The following is a 21547-nucleotide window of genomic DNA, read 5'->3' on the forward strand; positions in this document are numbered from 1 at the left end:
GCATGATCCGGAAAAGTGGAGACCGGTTTTCCGAAAAGATCATGCTCAAAACAAGAATGGCGTAGGGCGCGTTCGGGTGACGTCATGGCGCATGCCGAGTTCACGGAAATTGCGATCAGCGAGGTGATCATCGAGACCCCTCGCCGCCGGTCCTGGCTCGACGGCCTGGAGGCCCTGCTCGGCCTCCTCGTCGAGATCCCCGCCGCGCTGCTCGTCGTGGCCGAGATCGTCATCCTGTTCGCGGGCGTCGTGGCGCGCTACGTCCTGCACCAGCCGCTGATCTGGTCGGACGAGCTGGCCTCGATCCTGTTCCTGTGGCTCGCAATGCTCGGCGCCGCGGTGGCGTTCCGCCGCGGCGAGCACATGCGGATGACGGCAATGGTGGCGCGCGCCAGCCCCGGCTTACGCGCCTATCTCGATCTGGTCGCGACGAGCGCGGCGCTGGCGTTCCTGGTCATGATCGCCTGGCCGTCCTGGGAGTACGCCTACGAGGAAAGCTTCATCACCACGCCGGCGCTGCAGATCGAAAACATCTGGCGCGCCGCCGCACTGCCGGTCGGCGTCGGACTGATGGCGCTGTTCGCCCTCATCCGTCTCGCCCGCACGGCCAGCGTCAGGACGATGCTGCTGGCCGTCGTCTCCGTCGTAGCCATCATCGCGCTGTTCTGGGTGGCGCAGCCGCTGCTGAAGCCGCTCGGCAACATCAACCTCGTGATCTTCTTCGTCGGCGTGGTCGGCTTGTGCGTCTTCGCCGGCGTGCCGATCGCGTTCGCTTTCGGGCTCGCGATCTTCGGCTATCTCGCGCTGACGACGCGCACGCCGCTGATGGTGCTGGTCGGGCGTATGGACGAGGGCATGAGCCACCTCATCCTGCTGTCGGTGCCGCTGTTCGTCTTTCTCGGATTGCTGATCGAGATGACCGGCATGGCCCGCGCCATGGTCGCGTTCCTGGCAAGCCTCTTGGGGCACGTCCGCGGCGGGCTGCATTACGTGCTGGTCGGCGCGATGTACCTCGTCTCGGGCATTTCCGGCGCCAAGGCCGCCGATATGGCCGCGGTCGCGCCGGTGCTGTTTCCGGAGATGAAGGCGCGCGGCGCCAGGCCCGGCGATCTCGTCGCCCTGCTCGCCGCCACCGGCGCGCAAACCGAGACCATTCCGCCGAGCCTGGTGCTGATCACGATCGGCTCCGTCACCGGCGTGTCGATCGCGGCGCTGTTCACCGGCGGCCTGCTGCCGGGCGTGGTGCTGGCGATCACGCTGTGCACGCTGGTGTGGTGGCGCTACCGCAACGAGGACATGAGCGGCGTCCGCCGCGCCACCGGAGCCGAGATCGGCAAGGCCTTCATCGTCTCGCTCCCTGCCCTGGCCCTGCCCTTCGTGATCCGCGCGGCCGTCGTCGAGGGCGTCGCGACGGCGACGGAGGTCTCGACCATCGGCATCGTCTATGGCGTGCTGGCGGGCCTGCTGGTCTATCGCCGTTTCGACTGGCGCCGGCTGATGCCGATGCTGATCGAGACGGCGGCGTTGTCCGGCGCGATCCTGCTGATCATCGGGACGGCGACCGGCATGGCCTGGGGCCTGACGCAGTCCGGCTTCTCACGCGCGCTGGCGGCCGCCATGACCGGGCTGCCGGGCGGCCCGGCGACGTTCATCGCGGTCTCGATCGTCGCCTTCACGATCCTCGGCAGCGTGCTCGAGGGCATTCCGGCAATCGTGCTGTTCGGGCCGCTGTTGTTTCCGATCGCGCGTGCCGTCGGCGTGCACGAGGTGCATTATGCCATGGTGATCATCCTGGCGATGGGCATTGGCCTGTTCGCACCGCCGTTCGGGGTTGGATATTACGCCGCCTGCGCGATCGGTCGGGTCGATCCCGCCGAGGGCATCCGCCCGATCTGGGGCTACCTGCTGGCGCTTCTCATCGGCCTCATCGTGGTTGCGATTTTTCCATGGATTTCGATCGGGTTCCTGTAAACTCTTCAGATGACGAGGGAGGGTGGTGATGAGCACGAACCAGTACAAGCTCGGCCTGGACAAGACGCCGGCCAACTACGTGCCGCTGACCCCGCTCAGCTTCCTGGCGCGCAGCGCGGCCGTCTATCCCGACCACGTCAGCACGGTCTATGAAGGCCGCAGCTTCACCTGGCGCCAGACCTATGAGCGCTGCCGGCGCTTCGCGTCCTATCTCGCGGGACGCGGCATCGGCGAGGGCGACACCGTGGCTGCGATGCTGCCGAACATCCCGGCGATGAACGAGGCGCATTTCGCCGTGCCGATGGCCGGCGCCGTGCTCAATACCCTCAACATCCGCCTCGATGCATCCTCGATCGCGTTTCAGCTCGATCACGGCCAGGCCAGGATCATCCTGGTCGATCCCGAATTCTCTGCCGTGATCAGCGAGGCGCTGAAGCTGATGAGCGGCGCCAAGCCGTTCGTGATCGACGTCGATGACGCCTCCTATGCCGGCGGCAGCCGCATCGGCGAGATCGAGTACGAGGCCGCCGTTGCCGCGGGCGATCCCTCATTCGAGCCGCGCCGTCCCGCTGATGAGTGGGACGCGATCGCGATGAGCTACACGTCGGGCACGACCGGCAACCCCAAGGGCGTCGTCACCCATCACCGCGGCGCCTATCTCAACGCCGTCAGCAACATTCTCGCCGGCGGGCTCGGACAGCATCCGGTCTATCTCTGGACTCTGCCGATGTTCCACTGCAACGGCTGGTGCTTCCCCTGGACCATGGCGGCCGCCGCCGGCGTCAATGTCTGCCTGCGCAAGGTCGAGCCGACCAAGATCTTTGAGCTGATCAAGACCCACGGCGTCACCCACATGTGCGGCGCGCCGATCGTCTACAACGTGCTGATCAACGCGCCGGACGCGCCCAAGGGCAGGCGCGACAAGCCGGTCGTCGGCCTGATCGCCGGCGCCGCGCCGCCGGTTGCCGTGCTCGAAGGCGCCGAGAGCATCGGCATCAAGCTGACGCATGTCTACGGCCTCACCGAGGTCTACGGCCCCGCCTCCGTCTGCGCCGAGCAGCCCGGCTGGGACGACCTGCCGGCGCCGGAGCGCGCGCGGCTGAAGCGTCGGCAGGGCGTGCCTTATCCGTTGCAGGAAGCCGTCACGGTGCTCAATCCCGAGACGATGCAGGAGGTGCCGCGCGATGGCGAGACCATCGGCGAGGTCATGTTCCGCGGCAACATCGTGATGAAGGGCTATCTCAAGAACGAGAAGGCGACGCAGGACGCCTTCGCCGGCGGCTGGTTCCATACCGGCGACCTCGGCGTGCTCGACGAGCACGGCTACGTCATCATCAAGGACCGCTCCAAGGACATCATCATCTCCGGCGGCGAGAACATTTCGTCCGTCGAGGTCGAGGACATCCTCTACAAGCATCCCGCCGTGCTGTTCGCCGCCGTCGTCGCCAAGCCCGACCCGAAATGGGGCGAGGTGCCCTGTGCCTTCATCGAGCTGAAGGACGGTGCGCAGGCAACCGAAGCCGAGATCATCGCCTATTGCCGCAGCCACATGTCCGGCTTCAAGACGCCCAAGGTCGTGGTGTTCGGCCCGATCCCGAAGACCTCGACCGGCAAGATCCAGAAATTCCTGCTGCGCAACGAGGTCAATTCGGCCAAGGCGATCTCCGCGTAGGTGCCTCTGAGTAGGGCGGGTTAGCCGCAGGCGTAACCCGCCGCACCGGTGCCGGAAGCTGTGGCGGATTGGCGCAGCGTAATCCGCCCTACGCACCAACCGTTGGGGTACTGTATCGGCCAAGTCGTCATCGCGAGCGCAGCGAAGCAATCCAGAGTCGTCGCGACGTCCTGGATTGCTTCGGTCGCTGCGCTCCTCGCAATGACGGAAGCTAAATCTCTCTGCTCTTCTCCGGATAATATTGCGGCGCTTCGCGGCGGTCGTACATGCCGTAGTCGCGGGTGACTTCGACGACGCGGATGTTGTCGGCGCCGGGTTCGGCAAGAAGCTGCGGGCTCAACGCCGCGCCAGCGGCCTCGTCCGGCAGCTCGACTAGGTGAGCGAAGCGGCCCTCCCGATAGACGCTCGAGAAGCTCGCAATCGGCAGGTCCGTCACGCCGCTCAGCTGTGGCTCTGCCGTCTCCACCACGAGGACATAGGTCGGCGCCCTTCGCTTCGAATCATTGTACGTCCCCCGCCGCTCCGGCTGCCATGCCGCCTGCCCCGGCCTCACCTCGTGCACCAGCTCGGCGACACGCAGGCGATAGTCGGAGAACACCTTGTCGCGGCCGAGCGTCTGGATGTCGTGGTGATGGGCGTGCACCCGCCAGGCGGTCATAGCGCCCTCGTCCTGCCAGATCTGGTAGGACAGGATCAGGTTGTCGCGCGACAGGCTCCTGAAGCGGTCGAGGAACAGGCAGCCGCCGAGGGCGTCGAGCTCGGGCCGCAGCGCGGCAGCGAGCTGCAGATACTGGTCGAGCCGGCCCGGCTTGACCTCGACTTCGAAGAACAGCGACAGCATGGCAAGCTGCTCCTTGTTAGTTCGACGGAAATCGTCGTTGCTGCGTGGGGTGGGCTAAGCGGCGCCGTCAGGCGACGCGTGCCCACCGTCGGGCCACGCACTCATCAGCAAGATGGTGGGCACGGCGCCATCACGGTCTCGCCCGCGGAGCGAGCACCGCCGCGCCTTTGCCCACCCTACGCAGTCAGCTCCAGCCGCATGCCATCATACGCCGGCACCACGCCGGCCGGCAGGCTCTGGCGCAGCACCTCGTAGTCGAGGTCGGCGGTCATGTTGGTGATGACGGCGCGCTTCGGCTTGAAGCGCTCGATCCAGGCAAGCGCGTCGTTGACCGAGAAATGGCTCGGATGCGCGGCTGGGCGCAGGCCGTCGACGATCCAGAGGTCGAGATCCTCCAATGCGCCCCAGCTCTCCTCCGGGATGTCGTTGAGGTCAGGCGTGTAGGCGGCGTTGCCGATGCGATAGCCGAGCGCGGGGATGTTGCCGTGCTGGACCAGAAAGGCGGTCAGCCTGAGCTCGCCGCCCTTGCCTTCCACCGCCTGGGTCTCGCCGGCCTCGATCGCGTGCTGGGTCAGGATCGGCGGATAGTCGCTTCCCGGTGGCGAGATGAAGCAATAGGAGAACCGGTGCATGATGTCCTTGGCGGTCGACTGGTTCAAATAGACCGGAATCCGCCGCCGCTGATGCATGACCACCGAGCGCAGGTCGTCGATGCCGTGGGTCTGGTCGGCGTGCTCATGCGTCAGGAACACCGCGTCGATGTGGTCGACATTGGTATCGATCAGTTGTTCGCGTAGATCCGGCGAGGTGTCGATCACGACGCGCGTCACGCCGTGCGTGGCGCGGCGCTCCACCAGCAGCGAGCAGCGCCGGCGACGATTTTTCGGGTTGTTCGGATCGCAGGCGCCCCACCCCAGCGCCGGGCGCGGCACGCCGGCCGAGGAGCCGCAGCCGAGAATGGTCAGCGTCAGCGTCATGCAGCCTCCCTTGGCCGCGGCACCTTCGAGAACAGCTTGAAGAAGGTCTCGGTGGTCTGCTGCGAGAATTCCTCGAGCGAGACGCCGCGGGTCTCCGCCAGAACCTTCGCGGTCTCGACGACATAGGCCGGCTCGTTGCGCTTGCCGCGGAACTTGCCGGGCGCGAGATATGGCGCGTCGGTCTCGACCATGATGCGGTCGGCCGGCACCTCGGCGGCGAGCGCGCGCAAGGCCTCGGACTTCTTGAAGGTCACGATGCCCGTGAACGAGATGTGCAGTCCGAGATCGATCGCCTTCATCGCCAGCTCGCGTCCGCCGGTGTAGCAATGCAGCACGGCGTTGAAAGGTCCGCGCGCCATCTCCTCCTCGAGGATGCGGCTGCACTGCTCGTCGGCCTCGCGGGTGTGGATCACCAGCGGCAGACCAGTGTCACGGGCGGCGGCGATATGCGCGCGGAACCCGCGCTCCTGGGCGTCTTTCGAGCCGTGATCGTAGAAATTGTCGAGCCCGGCCTCGCCGAGCGCGACCACCTTCGGATGGCGGGTCAGCGCGATCAGCTCCGCGGCCGGAATACCATCCTCCTCGTCGGCATTGTGCGGATGGGTGCCGACCGAGCAGTAGACGTTGTCGAAGCGCTCGGCGATGGCGAGCAGCTCGGGCAAGCGCCGCACTCGCGTCGAGATCGTCACCATGCGACCGACGCCGGCGGCCGCGGCGCGCGTGACGATGCCATCCAGATCCTCGGCGAAATCCGGAAAGTCGAGATGGCAATGGCTGTCGACCAGCATCACGCGGCCGTCGGCTCGATGTAGCGCGGGAACACCGCCTGTGGCGCTGGCAGCTGCGTGCCCGCAGCGATCCGGAGCTCTCCGCCAAGCCGCGCGAACGTTCGCTCGTCCTCGGGAATGCCGAGGCTGTCGAGCAGCTTTGCCGAAGCCGCGGGCATCACCGGCTGGGTCAGGATCGCGACCTGACGGATCACCTCGGCGGTGACGTAGAGCACGGTGTGCTGCCGCTTCGGATCGGTCTTCGCCAGCGCCCAGGGCGCCTCGCCCGCGAAATAGCGGTTGGCCTCGGCCACGACCGACCACACGGCGTTGAGCCATTGGTGGATCTGCTGCGTCGCCATGGCTTTGCGCGCCGCGCCGATCATCGCGTCGGCCTCGGCCAGAATCGCCTTGTCATTGGCCGAGAACTCGCCGGGCTCCGGCAGCACGCCGCCGAGCTGTTTCGAGATCATCGACAGCGAGCGCTGTGCGAGATTGCCGAGGTCGTTGGCGAGATCGGCGTTGATGCGCGCGACGATCGCCTCGTGATTGTAGTTACCGTCCTGGCCGAATGGCACCTCGCGCAGGAAGAAGTAGCGGAGCTGGTCGACGCCATACTGGTCGGCGAGATTGAACGGATCGACGACGTTGCCGACCGACTTCGACATCTTCTCGCCCCTGTTGAACAGGAAGCCGTGGGCATAGACCCGCTTCGGCACAGGGACGCCGGCCGACAGCAGGAACGCCGGCCAGTACACCGCATGGAAGCGGATGATGTCCTTGCCGATGACGTGGACGTCGGCCGGCCAATACTTCCAGTTCGGATCCCTCTCGTCGGGAAAGCCGACGCCGGTGATGTAGTTGGTGAGCGCGTCGACCCAGACATACATCACGTGCTCGTCGTCGTGGGGCACGCGGACGCCCCAGTCGAACGTGGTGCGCGAGATCGAGAGGTCCTTCAGCCCGCCCTTGACGAAGCTGATGATCTCGTTGCGCCGCGCGTCCGGCCCGATGAAATCCGGCTGGCTCTCATAGAGCGCGAGCAGTCTGTCCTGGTAGGCCGACAGGCGGAAGAAATAGCTCTTCTCCTCGACCCACTCCACCGGCGTGCCCTGCGGTCCGCGGCGGACATTGTCCTCGCCGACGACGGTCTCGTCCTCGGCGTAATAGGCCTCGTCGCGCACCGAGTACCACCCCGCATAGGTGTCGGCGTAGATGTCGCCGTTCTCGCGCATGCGAGTCCAGATCGCCTGCACCGAGTTGTGATGCGCGGGCTCGGTGGTGCGGATGAAGCGGTCGAACGAGACGTTCAGCCGCTCGTCCATCTCGCGGAAGCGGCCGGCATTGCGGGTCGCGAGCTCCGACGGCGTCAGGCCCTCGTTCTGCGCGGTCTGCACCATCTTCAGGCCGTGCTCGTCGGTGCCGGTGAGGAAGAAGACGTCCTTGCCGTCGAGCCGCGCAAAGCGTGCGATGGCGTCGGTCGCGATCGCCTCATAGGCGTGGCCGATATGTGGGTTGCCGTTGGGATAGGCGATCGCCGTCGTGACGTAGAAGGTGTTCTTGTCGACCGGAGCTGCGGCGACCTGCGCTACGATCTCGTCGATTTCGACGACGACAGCGGCCTCGACCTTCGGCTTGCGCGGCGCCTTCGGCTTGGCGGCGCGCGGCGGCTTCGGGGCTTCAACGATGGCCGGCGCGACCTTCTTCGGTGCGGCCGGCTGTTTCGGAGCGGCGGGCTTCCTCGCTGCCGCAGGCTTTTTCGTTGCTGCCGCAGGCTTGGCGGCGGTCTTCTTGGCCGGCGGTCTGGCGGGCTTTGCCACGGCCTTCCTGGCTGGCGCCTTCACAGCTTTCTTGACCGCTTTCTTGGCGGCGCTCTTCGAAGCTTTCTTGGCCGCGGTCGCCGCCGGAGCTTTGCTCTTGGCTTTCGCGGGGGCCGTCTTGGATGTGGCGGTCTTTTTCTTGGCGTCCTTGTCCTTCGCCGCCTTCGCCTTGGCCGCGCTGACCTTGCCCTTCGCGGGCGCGTTGCGGGCAGCCTTCTTCGCGCCGCTCTTGCTCGCGGGCTTGCCCTTTTTCACGGTTGTCTTGCTGGCCTTGGCCACGGCAGATTCCTCTTTGACGACGTCGGTCGACGGATTGATCCTGATGATCCCGGGATGATGGTCGCGCGGTTACCGCGTGGCTTCGGCAAGCATCCCGAACACCGAGAAAACCAGCGGTTTTCGTTCCAGATTATAGGATTCGGTGTCGCGCGCGGCGCGGACGATCTTTTCCCATACCTCCGCCAGCCGTGCAAGGCGCGGCAGTTCCGCGTTGGCATCGCCGGCGCGCAGCCGCTCCGCCACCCAGCGCTCGATGCTGTCGAGGAAGCTCGCCAGCGCGACGCGGTCGCTGGTGCCGAGCGCATCACCCAGGGCATGCAGCTCGCCGGCGTCGATTCGCGGCAGGCTCGCGAGCAGCGCCGTGGTCCGGGTCTGCAGCTGCAGCCCGTCGCCGCCCAGCAGCATCAGGGTGCGCGCGACGCTGCCCTCGGAGGCCCTGGCCGCCTCGCGCAGCGCCGGCTCGGCTCCGTTCATGCCGGTGGCCTCGGCCGCGGCGCTGATGACGTCGTCGGTCGCCAAGGCCCGCAGCGCCAGCCGGCGGCAGCGCGATTTGATGGTGGCCAGCACCCGCGCCGGCGCGTGGCTGACCAGCAGGAACAGCGACTGCTGCGGCGGCTCCTCGAGGATCTTCAGCAGCGCGTTGGCGGCGTTGGGATTGAGCTCGTCGACGGTGTCGACGATGCAGACCCGCCAGCCCTCGACCGCCGCCGTCGAGCCGAAGAACGAGATCGTCTCGCGGGTTTCGTCCACGGTGATGACGGTGCGCAGCACGCCCTTGTCGTTGGCTGAGCGCTCCAAGGTGAGCAGCCCGCCATGGGCCTCGGAGGCGATCAGCCGGGCCACGTGATCATCCGGGTCCACGTACAGCGAGCCGGCGGTACGTACCGCGTCCGACGCAGGATCACGGTGGGTCAGCACGAAGCGCGCCATGCGGTAGGCCAAGGTGGCCTTGCCGATGCCTTGCGGGCCGCCGATCAGCCAGGCATGCGCCATCCGGCCGCTGCGATAGGCTGACAGCAGCGCGGCCTCGGCCTCGCGATGGCCGAACAAGGCGCTGGTCTCGCGGGGATGGCGGACCGCGATCTCCGGCTCGACCTTGCGTGCGCTCATGAGGCGGCCGCCACTTCCGCGAACAGCCGCTCGCGCACGGCGTCCCAAACGAGTTGCGAGACCGTATCCGCGCTCGCCGTGGCGTCGACCAGCACGCAGCGCCGGGGATCCTCGGCGGCGATCTTGTGAAAGGCGTCGCGCAGCCCCTTGTGGAACTTGATGTCCTCGCCTTCGAACCGGTCCGGCGCGCCGCTGCCGCGCCGCGCCGCGGCTCGCTGCAGGCCAACCTCGACGGGCACGTCGAGGATCAGCGTCAGGTCCGGCTTGAGGTCGCCGATCGTGACCCGCTGCATCGCATTGAGCACATCAGGCGCGACCTTGCCCTGGCTGCCCTGGTAGGCCCGGGTCGAATCGAAGAAGCGATCGCACAACACCCAGCTTCCCTGGTTCAGCGCCGGGAGAATCACGTTGCGCACATGGTCGTCGCGTGCGGCGGCGAACAGCAGCGTCTCGGCCTCCGGCCCCAGCAGCTTGCCCATGCCCGACAGCACGAGGTGGCGCATGATCTCCGCGCCCGGCGATCCCCCGGGCTCGCGAGTCAGGACGACGCGCACACCCTCCTTCTGCAGACGGTCCGCCAACATCTTGATCTGCGTGGATTTTCCGGCGCCCTCGCCACCCTCGAAGGTGACGAATCGGCCGCGGCCCGGACCACGTTTCAAAGCTGAATCCGCCATGTCTCTAGAGCTTCTCGGCCCCGGCGCGGAACATCCCGATCACGAGCTCGCTGACCCCATCGATCGCACGCCGCATCGTGGATCCCCTGCCCACCGCCTCCGCAGCATAGACAGGGGCCTCCATGGCGATATTGGGGCCGCGCCAGACCCTGACAACCCCGACCTTCTGCCCGGGCTCGATGGGAGCCCTGACCGGGCCACTGTAGATGATGCGGGCGATCAGCTTGTCGCCGCCGTTCTTCTGCACCATGACCTTGACCGGCACCGGGCTCGACAGCTTGACCGAGCGGCTCTCGCCGCCGAACACCTTGGCGTAGCCGATCGGCTGCTCCGCCGCGAACAGGGTGCGGGTCTCGAAATTGCGGAAGCCCCATTCCAGCATCTTCTTGGCCTCGGTGGCGCGGTCCTCGGAGTCCTCCAGGCCATTGACGACCACGATCAGCCGGGTGCCGTTCTGCACGGCCGAGCCGACCATGCCGTAGCCGCCTTCCTTGGTGTAGCCGGTCTTGAGGCCGTCGGCGCCCTCCATCGCGTTCAGCAGCGGGTTGCGGTTCTGCTGCCGGATCTTGTTCCAGGTGAATTCCTTCTCGCCGAAGATCTTATAGAACTCCGGGAAATCCAGGATGATGTGCCGGGCGAGCATGGCGAGCTCGCGCACCGTCATCTTGTTGCCGGGATCCGGCAGCCCGTTGGAATTGGCGAAGGTCGATCTGGTGAGGCCGAGCTCGCGCGCCCGCTTGGTCATGTAGTCGGCGGCGAAGATCTTCTCGTTGCCGGCCATGCCCTCGGCGAGCGCAATGCAGGCGTCGTTGCCGCTCTGGATGATCGCGCCGTGCAGGAGGTCGCTCACCGACACCTTGCTGTTGAGCGCGGCGAACATCGTCGAGGTGCCGGAGGGCGCCCCGCCCCGGCGCCAGGCGTTCTCGCTGATGCGGTATTCGTCGTTGAGCTTGATCGTGCCGTCCTTGACCGCGTTGAAGACCACCTCGGCGGTCATCAGCTTCATCATGCTGGAAGGCGCCCGCAGCTCGTCCGCATTCTTCTCGAACAGCACGCTGCCGCTGTTGGCCTCCATCAGGATCGCGGTCGGCGCATCGCCGTCGAAGCCGCCATCCTCCTTGCGCGCGCCCTGGACGCTCTGGTTGGCGGCGTAGAGCACGCCGCTCCAGCCGACGGCGAACGCCGCGGCCAAGGCGATGAGCACACGCGTCACCCGTCCGGACGTGAAACCGGAGCGACGCGGCGGTAAGGTCATGACATTCATCGGCTAAGCTCTGGAGCGCACTGGGATTCTAGCAGTTGCGGGGGGGGGCAAACAACTCGGCAATCCGCGGATCCGTCCGCTGTCCCGGGATTTGCACGGCTCATCGCGCGGTGCGATACGTCCAGGGGCGGCAATCACAAGTCGAGCAACCAAGGGGGAAACGGTGTCATCGACGCGGACCATCAAGGCCAACGGAATCGAGCTGTTCGTGCGCGAACAGGGCGAAGGCCCGCTTGTCGTGCTGTGCCACGGCTGGCCCGAACTGTCCTATTCGTGGCGGCACCAGATCGTGGCGCTGGCCGAGGCCGGCTATCGGGTGGTCGCGCCCGACATGCGCGGGTTCGGCCGCTCGCAGGCGCCAGCAGACATTGCCGCCTACTCGATCTTCGATACCGTCGGCGACATGGTGGCGCTGGTCCAGGCGCTCGGCGAGGACACCGCCGTCATCATCGGCCACGACTGGGGCGCGCCGGTCGCCTGGCATGCGGCGCTGTTCCGGCCGGACCTGTTCACGGCCGTCGCCGGACTGAGCGTGCCGCCGCCGCTTCGCGGCCGCGGCCGGCCGCTCGACACGCTCCGCGCCGGCGGCATCGAGAACTTCTACTGGCAGTATTTTCAGACGCCGGGCGTCGCCGAGGCCGAACTCGAGCGTGACGTCGCGCTGACGATGCGCACGATGCTGGCGCGTGGCTTCTCCGACCCGCAGTCGCTGTTCGTCGCGCCGGACAAGGGCTTTCTCGGCGACGTAACGCCCGATCAGCCTCTGCCGGCGTGGCTGAGCGAGGCAGATCTCGCCGAGTTCATCGCAGCCTATCTCGCCTCCGGCTTTCGCGGCGGCCTGAACTGGTATCGCAACATCGACCGTAACTGGGAGCTGACCGCGCCCTGGCAGGACGCACAAATTCGCCAGCCATCGCTGTTCATCGCCGGCAGCGACGACGCGGTGGTGACCGGGCTGATCGGCGCCCGGCGCGTCCAGGACATGGCGCGCGTGCTGCCGGATCTCCGGCGCAAGCTGATCATCGACGGCGCCGGCCACTGGATCCAGCAGGAATGCGCCGCCGAGGTGAACGCGGCGCTGATCGCGTTCCTGCGCGAGGTGGCTCCGGCTCGTTAGCGCGCGAGCGGCAGCTCCATCATGCGATGCGACGCTGTCGCGTTGTCCGCCACGTCGCGGAAGCCCAGTCGGACGTAGAACCTTATCGCGTCGTCATTCGTGGTTGCGACCGCGAGCGAAAGCACCGAGGCGCCCTGCTCCCGTGCGGCGGTGGCGACCGCCTGCATGATCTCGCGCCCGACACCCGCGTTGCGCGCGCCAGGCAGCAGCGCGAGATCCACCACGTGCCATTGTGACGCCGCGCGGTCGAGCAGCAGCCGCCCGACCGGCGCGGCGTCGCGGAGAATGATCAGCGACTGCGCCGCCGGACACTGCGCCGCATGGCTTGCGAGCTGGGCGCGATACTGCTGCGCCAGCACGAGATCGAGCATCGCCGGCGGCAGACCGGCCGCGGCGAGCTGCGCACCTTTGACGAAACCAAAGAGGTCACGCAGGAACGGCTCGTCGGCGGTCTCGGCCGGCCGCAGCCGCAAGCGAACGTCCGGTGAGACGACGTCGATCCCGAGCGTCACTCCGAGCCTGCTCGGCTCAGGAGTTGTTGAATGACGGGAAGATGCCCGCATAGCAGATGCACCAGATCAGCGCCTGGGTCGGCTGCATGTTGTCGTGCGGAATGCTCTGCCCGTTCGGTGTGACCGCATTGACCGCCAGCGTCGTATTGCCCGGCGGCGCAAGGAACCCGTTGAAGCTGGGATCGATCGCCACGATGCCCACGCCCGTCCCCGGCCCCGGCGTGGCATTCGCCGCCGCCTTGCTGCCGAGCTGCAAGGTATGGGCATGCGCGGGCATCTCGGCCGTGGTCAGAAAGGCGGTGCTGGTCCCCATCGCCTCACCGATGACGCGCGGCTGCAGACCGGGGCCGTCGCCCTGCCCGTTGGTGATCGCGCCGCTCAGATTCGGCAGGGCGAAATTGGTGGTGCCGTTGCCGCCGTAATAGGTGCCGATCAGCGCGAACAACGGCGTATACCGCTGGATCGGAAGCAACTGGCCGAAGCACGGCAGCCACGCGCTGTTGAAGCCGTCGCTTGCGAAGGTGAACGGAAAGGCCTGGATTTCGCCGACGAAGGGGTCTGACACGACGTCTCTCCTGAGGAATGCGCAATAGAGCCGATCGAACGCGAAGGCGTCAGCCCGGCGACGGGAAGATGCCGTTGATGCAGATGCAGTAATTGCCGACGACGGTCGGCATGATGTTGTTGTGAGCAACGCTCTGCCCCGACGGCCCGACGCAGGCCGCCATCACTTCGTAAGTCCCGGCGTCAGCACTGGGCGCGTAGAGATTGCCCGCTGTCGCGGTTCCCAGGAAGGTACTGGTCCCCGGCTGTGCCGTGTCGGCGACGGTGGTCGACGCCAACAAAGCGTGGCTGTGCGTGGGCATCTCGGTCGTGATCAAGGTGTGTTCGTCTTCGCCGTCGAGTTGCCCCAGCACATAGGATGCGCCGCCGGGCGGCGTGCCCTGCCCGATCGGAACGCGGCCGCGCAGGTCCGGCAGATTGAAGGTCTGGACCCCGTCGCCACCAAACGTCGTCCCGATGACCGCATAGAGCGCATCATAGTTGGCGATGGACAATGCGCTTCCGTCGCAGGCCAGCCAGCCATCCGGTATGCGCGGAAAGCCGAACAGCCTGATCTCGCCGAGAAACGGGTCTGACATCCCGACATCCTTTCAAGTGCGGTGGGCGCCGCGAAGCGGGCGCGATGCGGCGGATTGCGACGATGGTGAGAAACGTGAGCGCCGAGCCGTCTCAGTTGCGCGAAGGGTAAACCCCATTCAGGGCGATCAGATAATTGATCACCAGATAGGGCTGCATGTTGTTGTGGGGCTGCCCGCCGCCGATATCGACGATGTTGGTGCTGAGCGACAGCGGCACCGCGTTCGTCCCAGCGGTGGTGAAGATCAGCTTGGGATTGTCTGGCGGGAGCTTGTTGGTCGCGAACACGTTGTTGGTCGCCGACGCTCCACGCCCCGCACCATCGTTGCTGGACGCCTGGATCTGGTGATTATGGGTCGGCATCTGCGCCGTCGTGAGCGTCACCGTGGTCTCGCCGCTGACCGTGCCAGCGGGAAACTGGCCGCTGCCGCCGGTCGAGCCGAGGATAGCCCGTCCGCGAAGATCAGGCAGTGCGAACGTCGTGACACCATTGCCGCCGTAATAGGTGCCGAGCAGGGAGAACAATGCCTGATTCGTCTGGATCGCCAACAGCGCACCGTTGCAGAACGCCCACCCCCTCGGTGGCTGGCTTCCAGCAAATGGCATGATTTGCCCGAGCACAGGCGTAAGCGGCATGCGTTGCCTCCAAATGATTTTGTGCAATTCAACGAAAAAAGAAAGCGTGTCACGACGAAACGCGGACAACCGACGCGTCCAGTATTCATCATGTGCAATTCGAAAGTGTCATGCATCCAACGCGAACAGTCAAGCATGAACCCGCAGGGGATGTGGGGGTGTTTCGCGAGACCTGCCCCGAATCAGCACGCGGAAAGGTCGCAGTGTTGCGGGCGCGCAACTAACTTCGAGAAAGGCCGCGCGAGTGCAGCGGTTCCGTGCATCACTGGCTTGCGGCACAGGGGAAACAAAGCTTAATCAACGGTAAGTTTTCGGTAATCTTTATTGCAGTCGCAGAATATTTGGGACCGCGGCCGAGGTCGACCCGCGGTCGCGGGGAAGCGCAGGGGCAAGGTGCAGCTTTTCGCGATCATCATTGGCGCGTGGAAGACGTCGTTCCAGCGGTTTCTGACTCGCTGGTCGTCGGCCGTCGGCAACGTGAGAACGTTGGCGGTGACGACCTTTGTCGTTCTCGCGGCCATGGGCGCGTCGATCTCGTCGGCGCAGGCGGTCTGCGATCTGACCGTCAATTCGACCACCGGGGCCACGATCACATTCAATTCCGTGTCACAGGTCTATCACCTGTGTCTCACCGTGGTTGGCACTCCCAACACCGGAGACGATGCCGTTGTCTACGGCTTGTACTCCGTATCCGGCACGAATGCGAACACCCAGCTGCCCATCGCCGGCACGAGCTCGAGTGCCTATTCCGACTACAGCCCGACGACGAGCAAGGCCAATTACACCCTGCATCCAAGCAGTGGAAACGACAATGGGCAGAGTGCGAATACCGGTCAGGCTCAGATCAACATCACTCTGAACAGCCTGACGGGCGGCGGTCAGGATACGATCACGCTGTTTTATGCGTCAGACTGTAGCGACTTTCTCGTAACCTGCTCAGGCTCCGGAACGGCGCTCACCTCTTGGACCATTACCGTCAACCTGCCCGGCCCCACCGCGACACAGTCCATCGCGTCGAAAGCGCTGACCGTCAACACCGCGACGACCTCGTTCACGCCGGTCACCGGATCCGGCGGCACCGCGCCGCTCGGCTATGGCATCGCGCCGTCGCTGCCGACCGGTCTTTCGTTCAACACGTCCACGGGTGCGATCACCGGCACGCCCACGATCACCAGCACCGCGACCACCTATACGGTCACCGTCACCGATGCCAACAGCGCCACCGCCAGCAACACGTTCAGCCTGACGGTCAACGGCGCGGTCACGGCGACGCAGGCGGTCGCCTCGAAGACGCTGACGCAGAACCACGCGACGACCTCGTTCACACCGGTCACCGGCGGCGGCGGCACGACGCCCTACACCTATAGCATCTTGCCGTCGCTGCCCTCCGGTCTCTCGCTCAATACGTCGACCGGCGCGATCACGGGCACGCCGACGGCCACGAGCGGATCGACGACGTACACGGTCACCGTCACGGACGCGAACAGCGCGACGGCCTCGAACACGTTCAGTCTCGCCGTCAATGCGGCCGTGACCGCGACCCAGTCGGTCGCATCGAAGATATTGACGCAGAATGCGGCTGCGACCTCCTTCACGCCCGTGACCGGCGGCAACGGCACCCCGCCGCTCACCTACGGCGTGTCGCCGGCGCTGCCCTCGGGCCTCACGCTCGACACCAACACCGGCGCGATCACTGGCACGCCGACCGTGAGCAGCGGTGCAACCACCTATACGGTCACCGTCACCGACGCCAACAGCGCCACGGCCAGCAATACCTTCAGCCTCACGGTGAACACCGCCGTCACCGCGACGCAGTCGGTGAGCTCGGCCACCGTCACCGTGAACACGGCCATCACGCCATTCACGCCGGTCACCGGCGGCGGCGGCACGACGCCGCGGACCTATGCGATCGCGCCGACCTTGCCGACCGGTCTCAGCTTCAACACCAGCACCGGCCAGGTCAGCGGCACGCCGACCGTGACCAGCAGCACGACCACCTACACGGTGACCGTGACGGATGCCAACAACGGTACCGCCAGCAACACCTTCCAATTGACCGTCAACGGTCCGGTGAGCGCGACCCAGGCCATTGCGTCCAAGGCGCTGACACAGAATACAGCAGCGACCTCGTTCACGCCTGTCACCGGATCGGGCGGCACGCCGCCGCTCTCCTACTCCGTTGCACCCGCGCTGCCGACGGGCCTGACGCTCAACACCTCGACCGGCGCAATCACGGGCACGCCGACGGCGACCAGCGGCGCCACGACCTACACGGTCACGGTGACGGATGCCAACAGTGCCACGGCCAGCAACACGTTCAGCCTGACGGTGAACAGCGCGGTGACCGCAACGCAGGCCATCGCCTCTCGGACGTTTACCGCCAACCAGGCGATCACCGCCTTCACGCCGGTCACCGGCGGCGGCGGCACGGGCGCATTGTCTTATTCAATCTCGCCGAGTCTGCCCGCCGGGCTGAGCATCAACACTTCCACCGGTGCGATCTCGGGCACGCCCTCGACCAGCGCGGCGACGGCGACCTACACCGTGACCGTCACCGACACCAACAACGGGACCGCGACGAACACCTTCAGCCTGACCGTCAACGGCGCCGTCAGCGCCACGCAGTCGATCGCGGCGAAGTCCCTGACCGTGAATGTCGCCGCGACATCCTTCACCCCGGTGACCGGGGGCGGCGGCACCTCGCCGCTCACCTATGGCATCGCACCGGCGCTGCCCGCCGGCCTCAGCTTCAACACCTCGACGGGTGCCATCACGGGCACACCGACCGCGATCAGCACCGCCGCCACCTATACGGTCACGGTGAGCGACGCCAACAGCGCCAGCGCCAGCAACACGTTCAGCCTCACGATCAATGGCGCGGTGACCGCGACGCAGGCCATCGCGTCCAAAGGCCTGACCGTGAATACACCGGTGGCGTCCTTCACGCCGGTGACCGGCGCCGGGGGCACGTCGCCGCTGAGCTATGGCATCGCGCCGGCGCTGCCCGCGGGTCTCACCTTCAATACGTCCTCGGGCGCGATCACCGGCACGCCGACCGCGACCAGCGGCGCCACGACCTATACGGTCACGGTGACCGACGCCAACAGTGCCACGGCGACCAATACGTTCAGCCTGGCGGTCAACGGCGCCGTCAGCGCGACGCAGGCGATCGCCGCGACGACGCTGACCGCGAACCACGCCGTCACGCCGTTCACGCCGGTCACGGGCGGCGGCGGCACCGCGCCGCTCACCTATTCCGTCGCGCCGGCGCTCCCGGCCGGACTGTCTCTCAATACGGCCAACGGCAGCATTTCCGGAACGCCCACGGTGACCATTGCGGCGACGACCTTCACCGTGACCGTGACCGACGCCGCCAACGCGACCGCAAGCAACACATTCAGCCTGACCATCAATGGTGCGGTGACGGCGACGACGGCCGTGCCGTCCAGCTCGCTGCCGATCAACCAGGCTGTGACGCCATTCACGCCTGTGACGGGCTCGGGTGGTACGGGCGCGCTGGTCTTTGCCGTTTCGCCGGCCCTGCCGGCCGGCCTCAGCTTCAACACGACCAATGGCCAGATCACCGGCACGCCGACGGCGCCGGCGGCAATGACCACGTATACCGTGACCGTGACCGACACCAACAGTGCCTCGGCCAATGCCACCTTCAATCTGTCGGTGGGCCAGCTGGTCACGACGGTCGCGCTGACCTCGTCGCAGAATCCGAGCCAGTTCGGCCAGCCCGTGACGTTCACGGCCACCGTTTCAGCGTCGGGCGGCACGCCGACCGGCACGGTCACCTTCAACGACAACGGCTCGCCGATCGGCACGGTGACACTGGCTGGAGGCGTCGCGACCTTCGCCACCTCAACGCTCGCCGTCGGCAGCCACACGGTCACCGCAAGCTATGCCGGCAGCGCGCTGTTTACCGCGAGCACATCGCCTGCCCTCGCCCAGACCGTCAACGTGCCCGTCGACAGTGTGCGGCTGCGCTCGCTGCAGCAGACGGTCAGCAAGCTGGTGGCGCAGAACTCGGGACAGGCGATCTCCGGCGCGATCGATGACGCGATTGCCGACGGCTTCAGTGATGGCGGTCCGTTCATGTCGCCGGGCAACATGCGCATGCGCTTCAACTTCTCAGCCGATCCACGCGACCAGGACGAGCCGGCGCCGACCTCGGACCGTGCCGCGGCCGGCGGGAGCGACGCCTATTCCTCCATGCTGCCCGGCCGGGAGCCGCCGCGAGGCCGCAGCCGCGGGCGTGTCGACGATGCCTTCGCGGCCATCGACCGTGGCGACAAAAAGCAGGCTGCGCCGAGATGGCACGAGCAGAAGGAGTGGCTGCTGTGGGCTGATGTCCGCGGCACCGGTGTCGATCGCTTCGGCACGACCAACAACGGCGGCATCACCCAGGCCAACCAGGTCTCGCTGTACGGCCAGCAGCTCAACGCGATGATGGGGCTGACCTACCGGGCGACGCCGAGCTTCCTGGTCGGCGTGCTCGGCGGCTACGAGACGTTCAGCTACACCCAGCAGGAGATTAACGGAAAGCTGAAGGGCGACGGCTGGACCACCGGCGCCTATCTCGGCTGGAAGATCGTCCCCACCCTGCGCTTCGATGCCGCCGTCGCCTATTCCGGCATCGGCTATGACGGGACCGCGGGGACGGCCCAAGGTAACTTCAGCGGTCAGCGCTGGATGCTGTCGACCGGTCTGACCGGAACCTACAAGTTGGCCGGCGTGGTGCTCGAGCCCTCGACCAAGGTCTACGCGCTGTGGGAGCACCAGAACGCCTATACCGACTCGCTGGGCACGCGGCAGGGCACCAACGACTTCGCCAGCGGCCGCGCCTCGGGCGGCCTGCGTGCCGCCTACCCTGTCGCCTGGCTCGACAGCGGCGTTCTGCTGACGCCGTTCCTCGGCATGTACGGCGACTACTACTTCAACAAGGAGGACGCCAATACGCTCGCCGCCGGCGCGCTCGCCTCGACGCCGCTGCTGCAGGGCTGGTCGGCCCGGTTCACCGGCGGGCTCGGCATCCAGACGGAGGGTGGTGCCGGCGTCGGCCTCGGTGCCGAGTATGGCGGGATCGGCGGCAACACCCGGGTCTGGACCTTCTCGGCCAGGGCGCGCGTGCCATTCACCGCCCGATAGGCCCCTCCCGGCAGGACTTTTCCCAACAGGTCTTTTCGCAAAAGGTCTTGGCGGCTCGGTCGAATCGAAACCGCCCCGGCGAGGGACGGCTGGTTCGACGTGCGAGATCGTATTCCGTGAGCGTATTGCGTGATCAGTACAGGCCGCGGCCGCCGAGGATCTCGCGGGCCTCATCCGCGCCGTCGTATGCGCTGGTCGGCGTCACGTAACGGCCGGCCTGATCGTAGGACACGGCACGCGGATTATCGAGGCTGCGTCCGCGGCTCCGGCTGGAAGCCGACATCTCCGACGTCGCCGCGACCGACGCCAGGTCGGCGGAGGTGTTGCCGAGTGTGTAGGGACGCCCCTCGGGCAGCGGGACTTCGCCGCGAATCGGACGACCTGCGCCAATCTCGGGAACGAACGGCTTGGCGGAGGCGACACGGACCAGGGACGGCGCCGGCGCCGGGATGCCGGTGCGCAGGGTCGCCATCAGCTGGGTATCGTCGGACCCTTCGAGAGGCGCACGGCCGACATATTCGACGCGGACGCGGGCGATGCCGCTGCCCTTGAACTCGAGCAGATCGGCGGCCTTGTTGGAGACGTCGATCAGCCGGTTGCCGTGGTACGGGCCGCGATCGTTGATGCGGACGATGAGCGATTTGCCGTTGGCGAGATTGGTGACGCGGGCGTAGCTCGGCAGCGGCAGGGTCGGATGGGCGGCCGTCAGCGACGTCATGTCGAAGACCTCGCCATTGGCGGTCAGCCGGCCGTGAAAATCATCGCCATACCAGGAGGCCAAGCCCTCGGCGCGGTAGTTGGTGTCCTCTTCGGGAACATAGGTCTTTCCGGCCACGGTATAGGGCTTGCCGACGCGGTAGACGCCGCCGCCCTTCGGCACCGGCTCGCCGAATCCGACGACGCGCGGGCTCGACGATACGCCGTATTTCGGATCGACCTTGCTGGCGAACTTGTTGGACGAGGCGCAGTTCGCGACCATCAGGCAGGCGAGGACGGCGACGGCACTGCGCACCGCTCTCTCGACCGGATCTGTTTGACCAATCCCCATCGACCCCAATTACCAATGAGCCGGTCGCAGCCGAGCCATCCCATCAGGCCCCCGCGTCCCGGCTTGTCCCCGAGTCGCATCCCCGCAACTCAATACACAAGGATAACGCAACCCGAACACGGCGGAAATGGGGTGGGCCCCGCCGTGGTTAACCGGAGCTTTCCAGCGGTTGTGACGCGGACGATGGCCGCCCAGGCGTGCACTCCGCTGCGCCACTGTGTTGCGAGTGCACCTTTTTGGACACATATGTTGCGTGAAATCCTCACTTGGGAGTGTTCTCATTTCGCGGGACCTGAATCATTTTGACTGTGCGGGGCTGCACGTCGTTTGCTTCACGTGGGGCGCAACAGGGTGTGTTCGCTATGATCGAAGCAATGACGGCAGTGATGGGCTTGGTTGGCGCCGGGATCTTCCTTGCTCATGCGTTTGAAGGGGTCCGCTCGCGGGCCTGATTCCGGACGGATCGGACAGCCGACGCCATGGTCGGCTCTCGTCCGTTTCAATGTTTGCGTCCGCTTCAATAACGACACTTCAGGAGCATCCCTGAAGCCGGAAGTTTCGA

16 protein-coding genes are annotated in these 21547 nt (G+C 66.4%); 4 read left to right on the plus strand and 12 right to left on the minus strand.

Going from position 1 to position 21547, the window contains the following annotated elements:
- The first annotated feature begins 84 nt into the window (after positions 1-84).
- Both QW845_RS01910 and QW845_RS01915 read left to right on the plus strand, forming a co-directional pair.
- On the plus strand, positions 85-1971 hold the full coding sequence (locus tag QW845_RS01910; protein ID WP_315799970.1) for a TRAP transporter large permease subunit: 1887 nt from the start codon (positions 85-87) through the stop codon (positions 1969-1971).
- A gap of 28 nt (positions 1972-1999) precedes the next feature.
- Positions 2000-3643, plus strand: a complete 1644-nt coding sequence (locus QW845_RS01915; RefSeq protein ID WP_315799971.1) for an acyl-CoA synthetase — start codon at positions 2000-2002, stop codon at positions 3641-3643.
- A gap of 211 nt (positions 3644-3854) precedes the next feature.
- On the opposite strand, the gene QW845_RS01920 is transcribed toward QW845_RS01915, so the two are convergent.
- The 7 genes from QW845_RS01920 to QW845_RS01950 all read right to left on the minus strand — a co-directional run bounded on the left by QW845_RS01920 (position 3855) and on the right by QW845_RS01950 (position 11378).
- Positions 3855-4484: an antibiotic biosynthesis monooxygenase family protein gene (locus QW845_RS01920; protein ID WP_315799972.1), complete on the minus strand. Its 630-nt coding sequence runs from the start codon at positions 4482-4484 to the stop codon at positions 3855-3857.
- Between the two features lie 176 nt (positions 4485-4660).
- On the minus strand, positions 4661-5461 hold the full coding sequence (locus QW845_RS01925; protein ID WP_315799973.1) for an MBL fold metallo-hydrolase: 801 nt from the start codon (positions 5459-5461) through the stop codon (positions 4661-4663).
- Complete coding sequence (locus QW845_RS01930) at positions 5458-6249, minus strand: TatD family hydrolase (RefSeq protein ID WP_315799974.1); 792 nt, start codon at positions 6247-6249, stop codon at positions 5458-5460. Before QW845_RS01930 ends, QW845_RS01925 begins: the two co-directional genes overlap by 4 nt.
- The gene (gene metG / locus QW845_RS01935; protein WP_315799975.1) at positions 6249-8327 is read right to left on the minus strand and encodes a methionine--tRNA ligase; all 2079 of its coding nucleotides are present in this window, start codon (positions 8325-8327) and stop codon (positions 6249-6251) included. The genes QW845_RS01930 and metG overlap by 1 nt, the downstream gene beginning before the upstream one ends.
- Positions 8328-8396: 69 nt before the next feature.
- On the minus strand, positions 8397-9437 hold the full coding sequence (locus QW845_RS01940) for a DNA polymerase III subunit delta' (RefSeq protein ID WP_315799976.1): 1041 nt from the start codon (positions 9435-9437) through the stop codon (positions 8397-8399).
- On the minus strand, positions 9434-10114 hold the full coding sequence (tmk, locus tag QW845_RS01945) for a dTMP kinase (RefSeq protein ID WP_315799977.1): 681 nt from the start codon (positions 10112-10114) through the stop codon (positions 9434-9436). Before tmk ends, QW845_RS01940 begins: the two co-directional genes overlap by 4 nt.
- Before the next feature lie 4 nt (positions 10115-10118).
- On the minus strand, positions 10119-11378 hold the full coding sequence (locus QW845_RS01950) for a D-alanyl-D-alanine carboxypeptidase family protein (protein ID WP_315799978.1): 1260 nt from the start codon (positions 11376-11378) through the stop codon (positions 10119-10121).
- A gap of 163 nt (positions 11379-11541) precedes the next feature.
- Here QW845_RS01950 and QW845_RS01955 point away from each other — a divergent pair, with 163 nt between their 5' ends.
- Positions 11542-12495 (plus strand): alpha/beta hydrolase, encoded by a 954-nt coding sequence (locus QW845_RS01955; RefSeq protein ID WP_315799979.1) that lies wholly within the window; start codon positions 11542-11544, stop codon positions 12493-12495.
- On the opposite strand, the gene QW845_RS01960 is transcribed toward QW845_RS01955, so the two are convergent.
- The 4 genes from QW845_RS01960 to QW845_RS01975 all read right to left on the minus strand — a co-directional run bounded on the left by QW845_RS01960 (position 12492) and on the right by QW845_RS01975 (position 14783).
- The gene (locus tag QW845_RS01960; protein ID WP_315799980.1) at positions 12492-13007 is read right to left on the minus strand and encodes a GNAT family N-acetyltransferase; all 516 of its coding nucleotides are present in this window, start codon (positions 13005-13007) and stop codon (positions 12492-12494) included. The genes QW845_RS01955 and QW845_RS01960 overlap by 4 nt on opposite strands.
- Before the next feature lie 16 nt (positions 13008-13023).
- Positions 13024-13572: a phage tail protein gene (locus QW845_RS01965; protein WP_315799981.1), complete on the minus strand. Its 549-nt coding sequence runs from the start codon at positions 13570-13572 to the stop codon at positions 13024-13026.
- 49 nt (positions 13573-13621) lie between these two features.
- Positions 13622-14149: a phage tail protein gene (locus QW845_RS01970; RefSeq protein WP_315799982.1), complete on the minus strand. Its 528-nt coding sequence runs from the start codon at positions 14147-14149 to the stop codon at positions 13622-13624.
- A gap of 91 nt (positions 14150-14240) precedes the next feature.
- Entirely contained in the window at positions 14241-14783 is a 543-nt protein-coding gene (locus QW845_RS01975; RefSeq protein ID WP_315799983.1) for a phage tail protein, read from the minus strand.
- 492 nt (positions 14784-15275) lie between these two features.
- Between QW845_RS01975 and QW845_RS01980 the strand changes: the two genes are divergently transcribed.
- A complete protein-coding gene (locus QW845_RS01980) occupies positions 15276-19937 on the plus strand; it encodes a putative Ig domain-containing protein (protein ID WP_315799984.1) in 4662 nt (1553 codons plus the stop codon).
- Between the two features lie 133 nt (positions 19938-20070).
- Here QW845_RS01980 and QW845_RS01985 read toward each other — a convergent pair whose 3' ends face one another.
- A complete protein-coding gene (locus tag QW845_RS01985; protein ID WP_315799985.1) occupies positions 20071-20985 on the minus strand; it encodes a septal ring lytic transglycosylase RlpA family protein in 915 nt (304 codons plus the stop codon).
- Positions 20986-21547 lie beyond the last annotated feature (562 nt).

This window comes from Bradyrhizobium sp. SZCCHNS3002 (genome assembly GCF_032377435.1).
GTDB lineage: Bacteria > Pseudomonadota > Alphaproteobacteria > Rhizobiales > Xanthobacteraceae > Bradyrhizobium.

Excerpts from the sequence above, each read along its gene's own strand:
- QW845_RS01910 (WP_315799970.1), top strand. The coding sequence starts at position 85 with ATGGCGCATGCCGAGTTCACGGAAATTGCGATCAGCGAGGTGATCATC.
- QW845_RS01915 (WP_315799971.1), top strand. The coding sequence starts at position 2,000 with ATGAGCACGAACCAGTACAAGCTCGGCCTGGACAAGACGCCGGCCAAC.
- QW845_RS01920 (WP_315799972.1), bottom strand. The coding sequence starts at position 4,484 with ATGCTGTCGCTGTTCTTCGAAGTCGAGGTCAAGCCGGGCCGGCTCGAC.
- QW845_RS01925 (WP_315799973.1), bottom strand. The coding sequence starts at position 5,461 with ATGACGCTGACGCTGACCATTCTCGGCTGCGGCTCCTCGGCCGGCGTG.
- QW845_RS01930 (WP_315799974.1), bottom strand. The coding sequence starts at position 6,249 with ATGCTGGTCGACAGCCATTGCCATCTCGACTTTCCGGATTTCGCCGAG.
- QW845_RS01940 (WP_315799976.1), bottom strand. The coding sequence starts at position 9,437 with ATGAGCGCACGCAAGGTCGAGCCGGAGATCGCGGTCCGCCATCCCCGC.
- tmk (WP_315799977.1), bottom strand. The coding sequence starts at position 10,114 with ATGGCGGATTCAGCTTTGAAACGTGGTCCGGGCCGCGGCCGATTCGTC.
- QW845_RS01950 (WP_315799978.1), bottom strand. The coding sequence starts at position 11,378 with ATGAATGTCATGACCTTACCGCCGCGTCGCTCCGGTTTCACGTCCGGA.
- QW845_RS01970 (WP_315799982.1), bottom strand. The coding sequence starts at position 14,149 with ATGTCAGACCCGTTTCTCGGCGAGATCAGGCTGTTCGGCTTTCCGCGC.
- QW845_RS01975 (WP_315799983.1), bottom strand. The coding sequence starts at position 14,783 with ATGCCGCTTACGCCTGTGCTCGGGCAAATCATGCCATTTGCTGGAAGC.
- QW845_RS01985 (WP_315799985.1), bottom strand. The coding sequence starts at position 20,985 with ATGGGGATTGGTCAAACAGATCCGGTCGAGAGAGCGGTGCGCAGTGCC.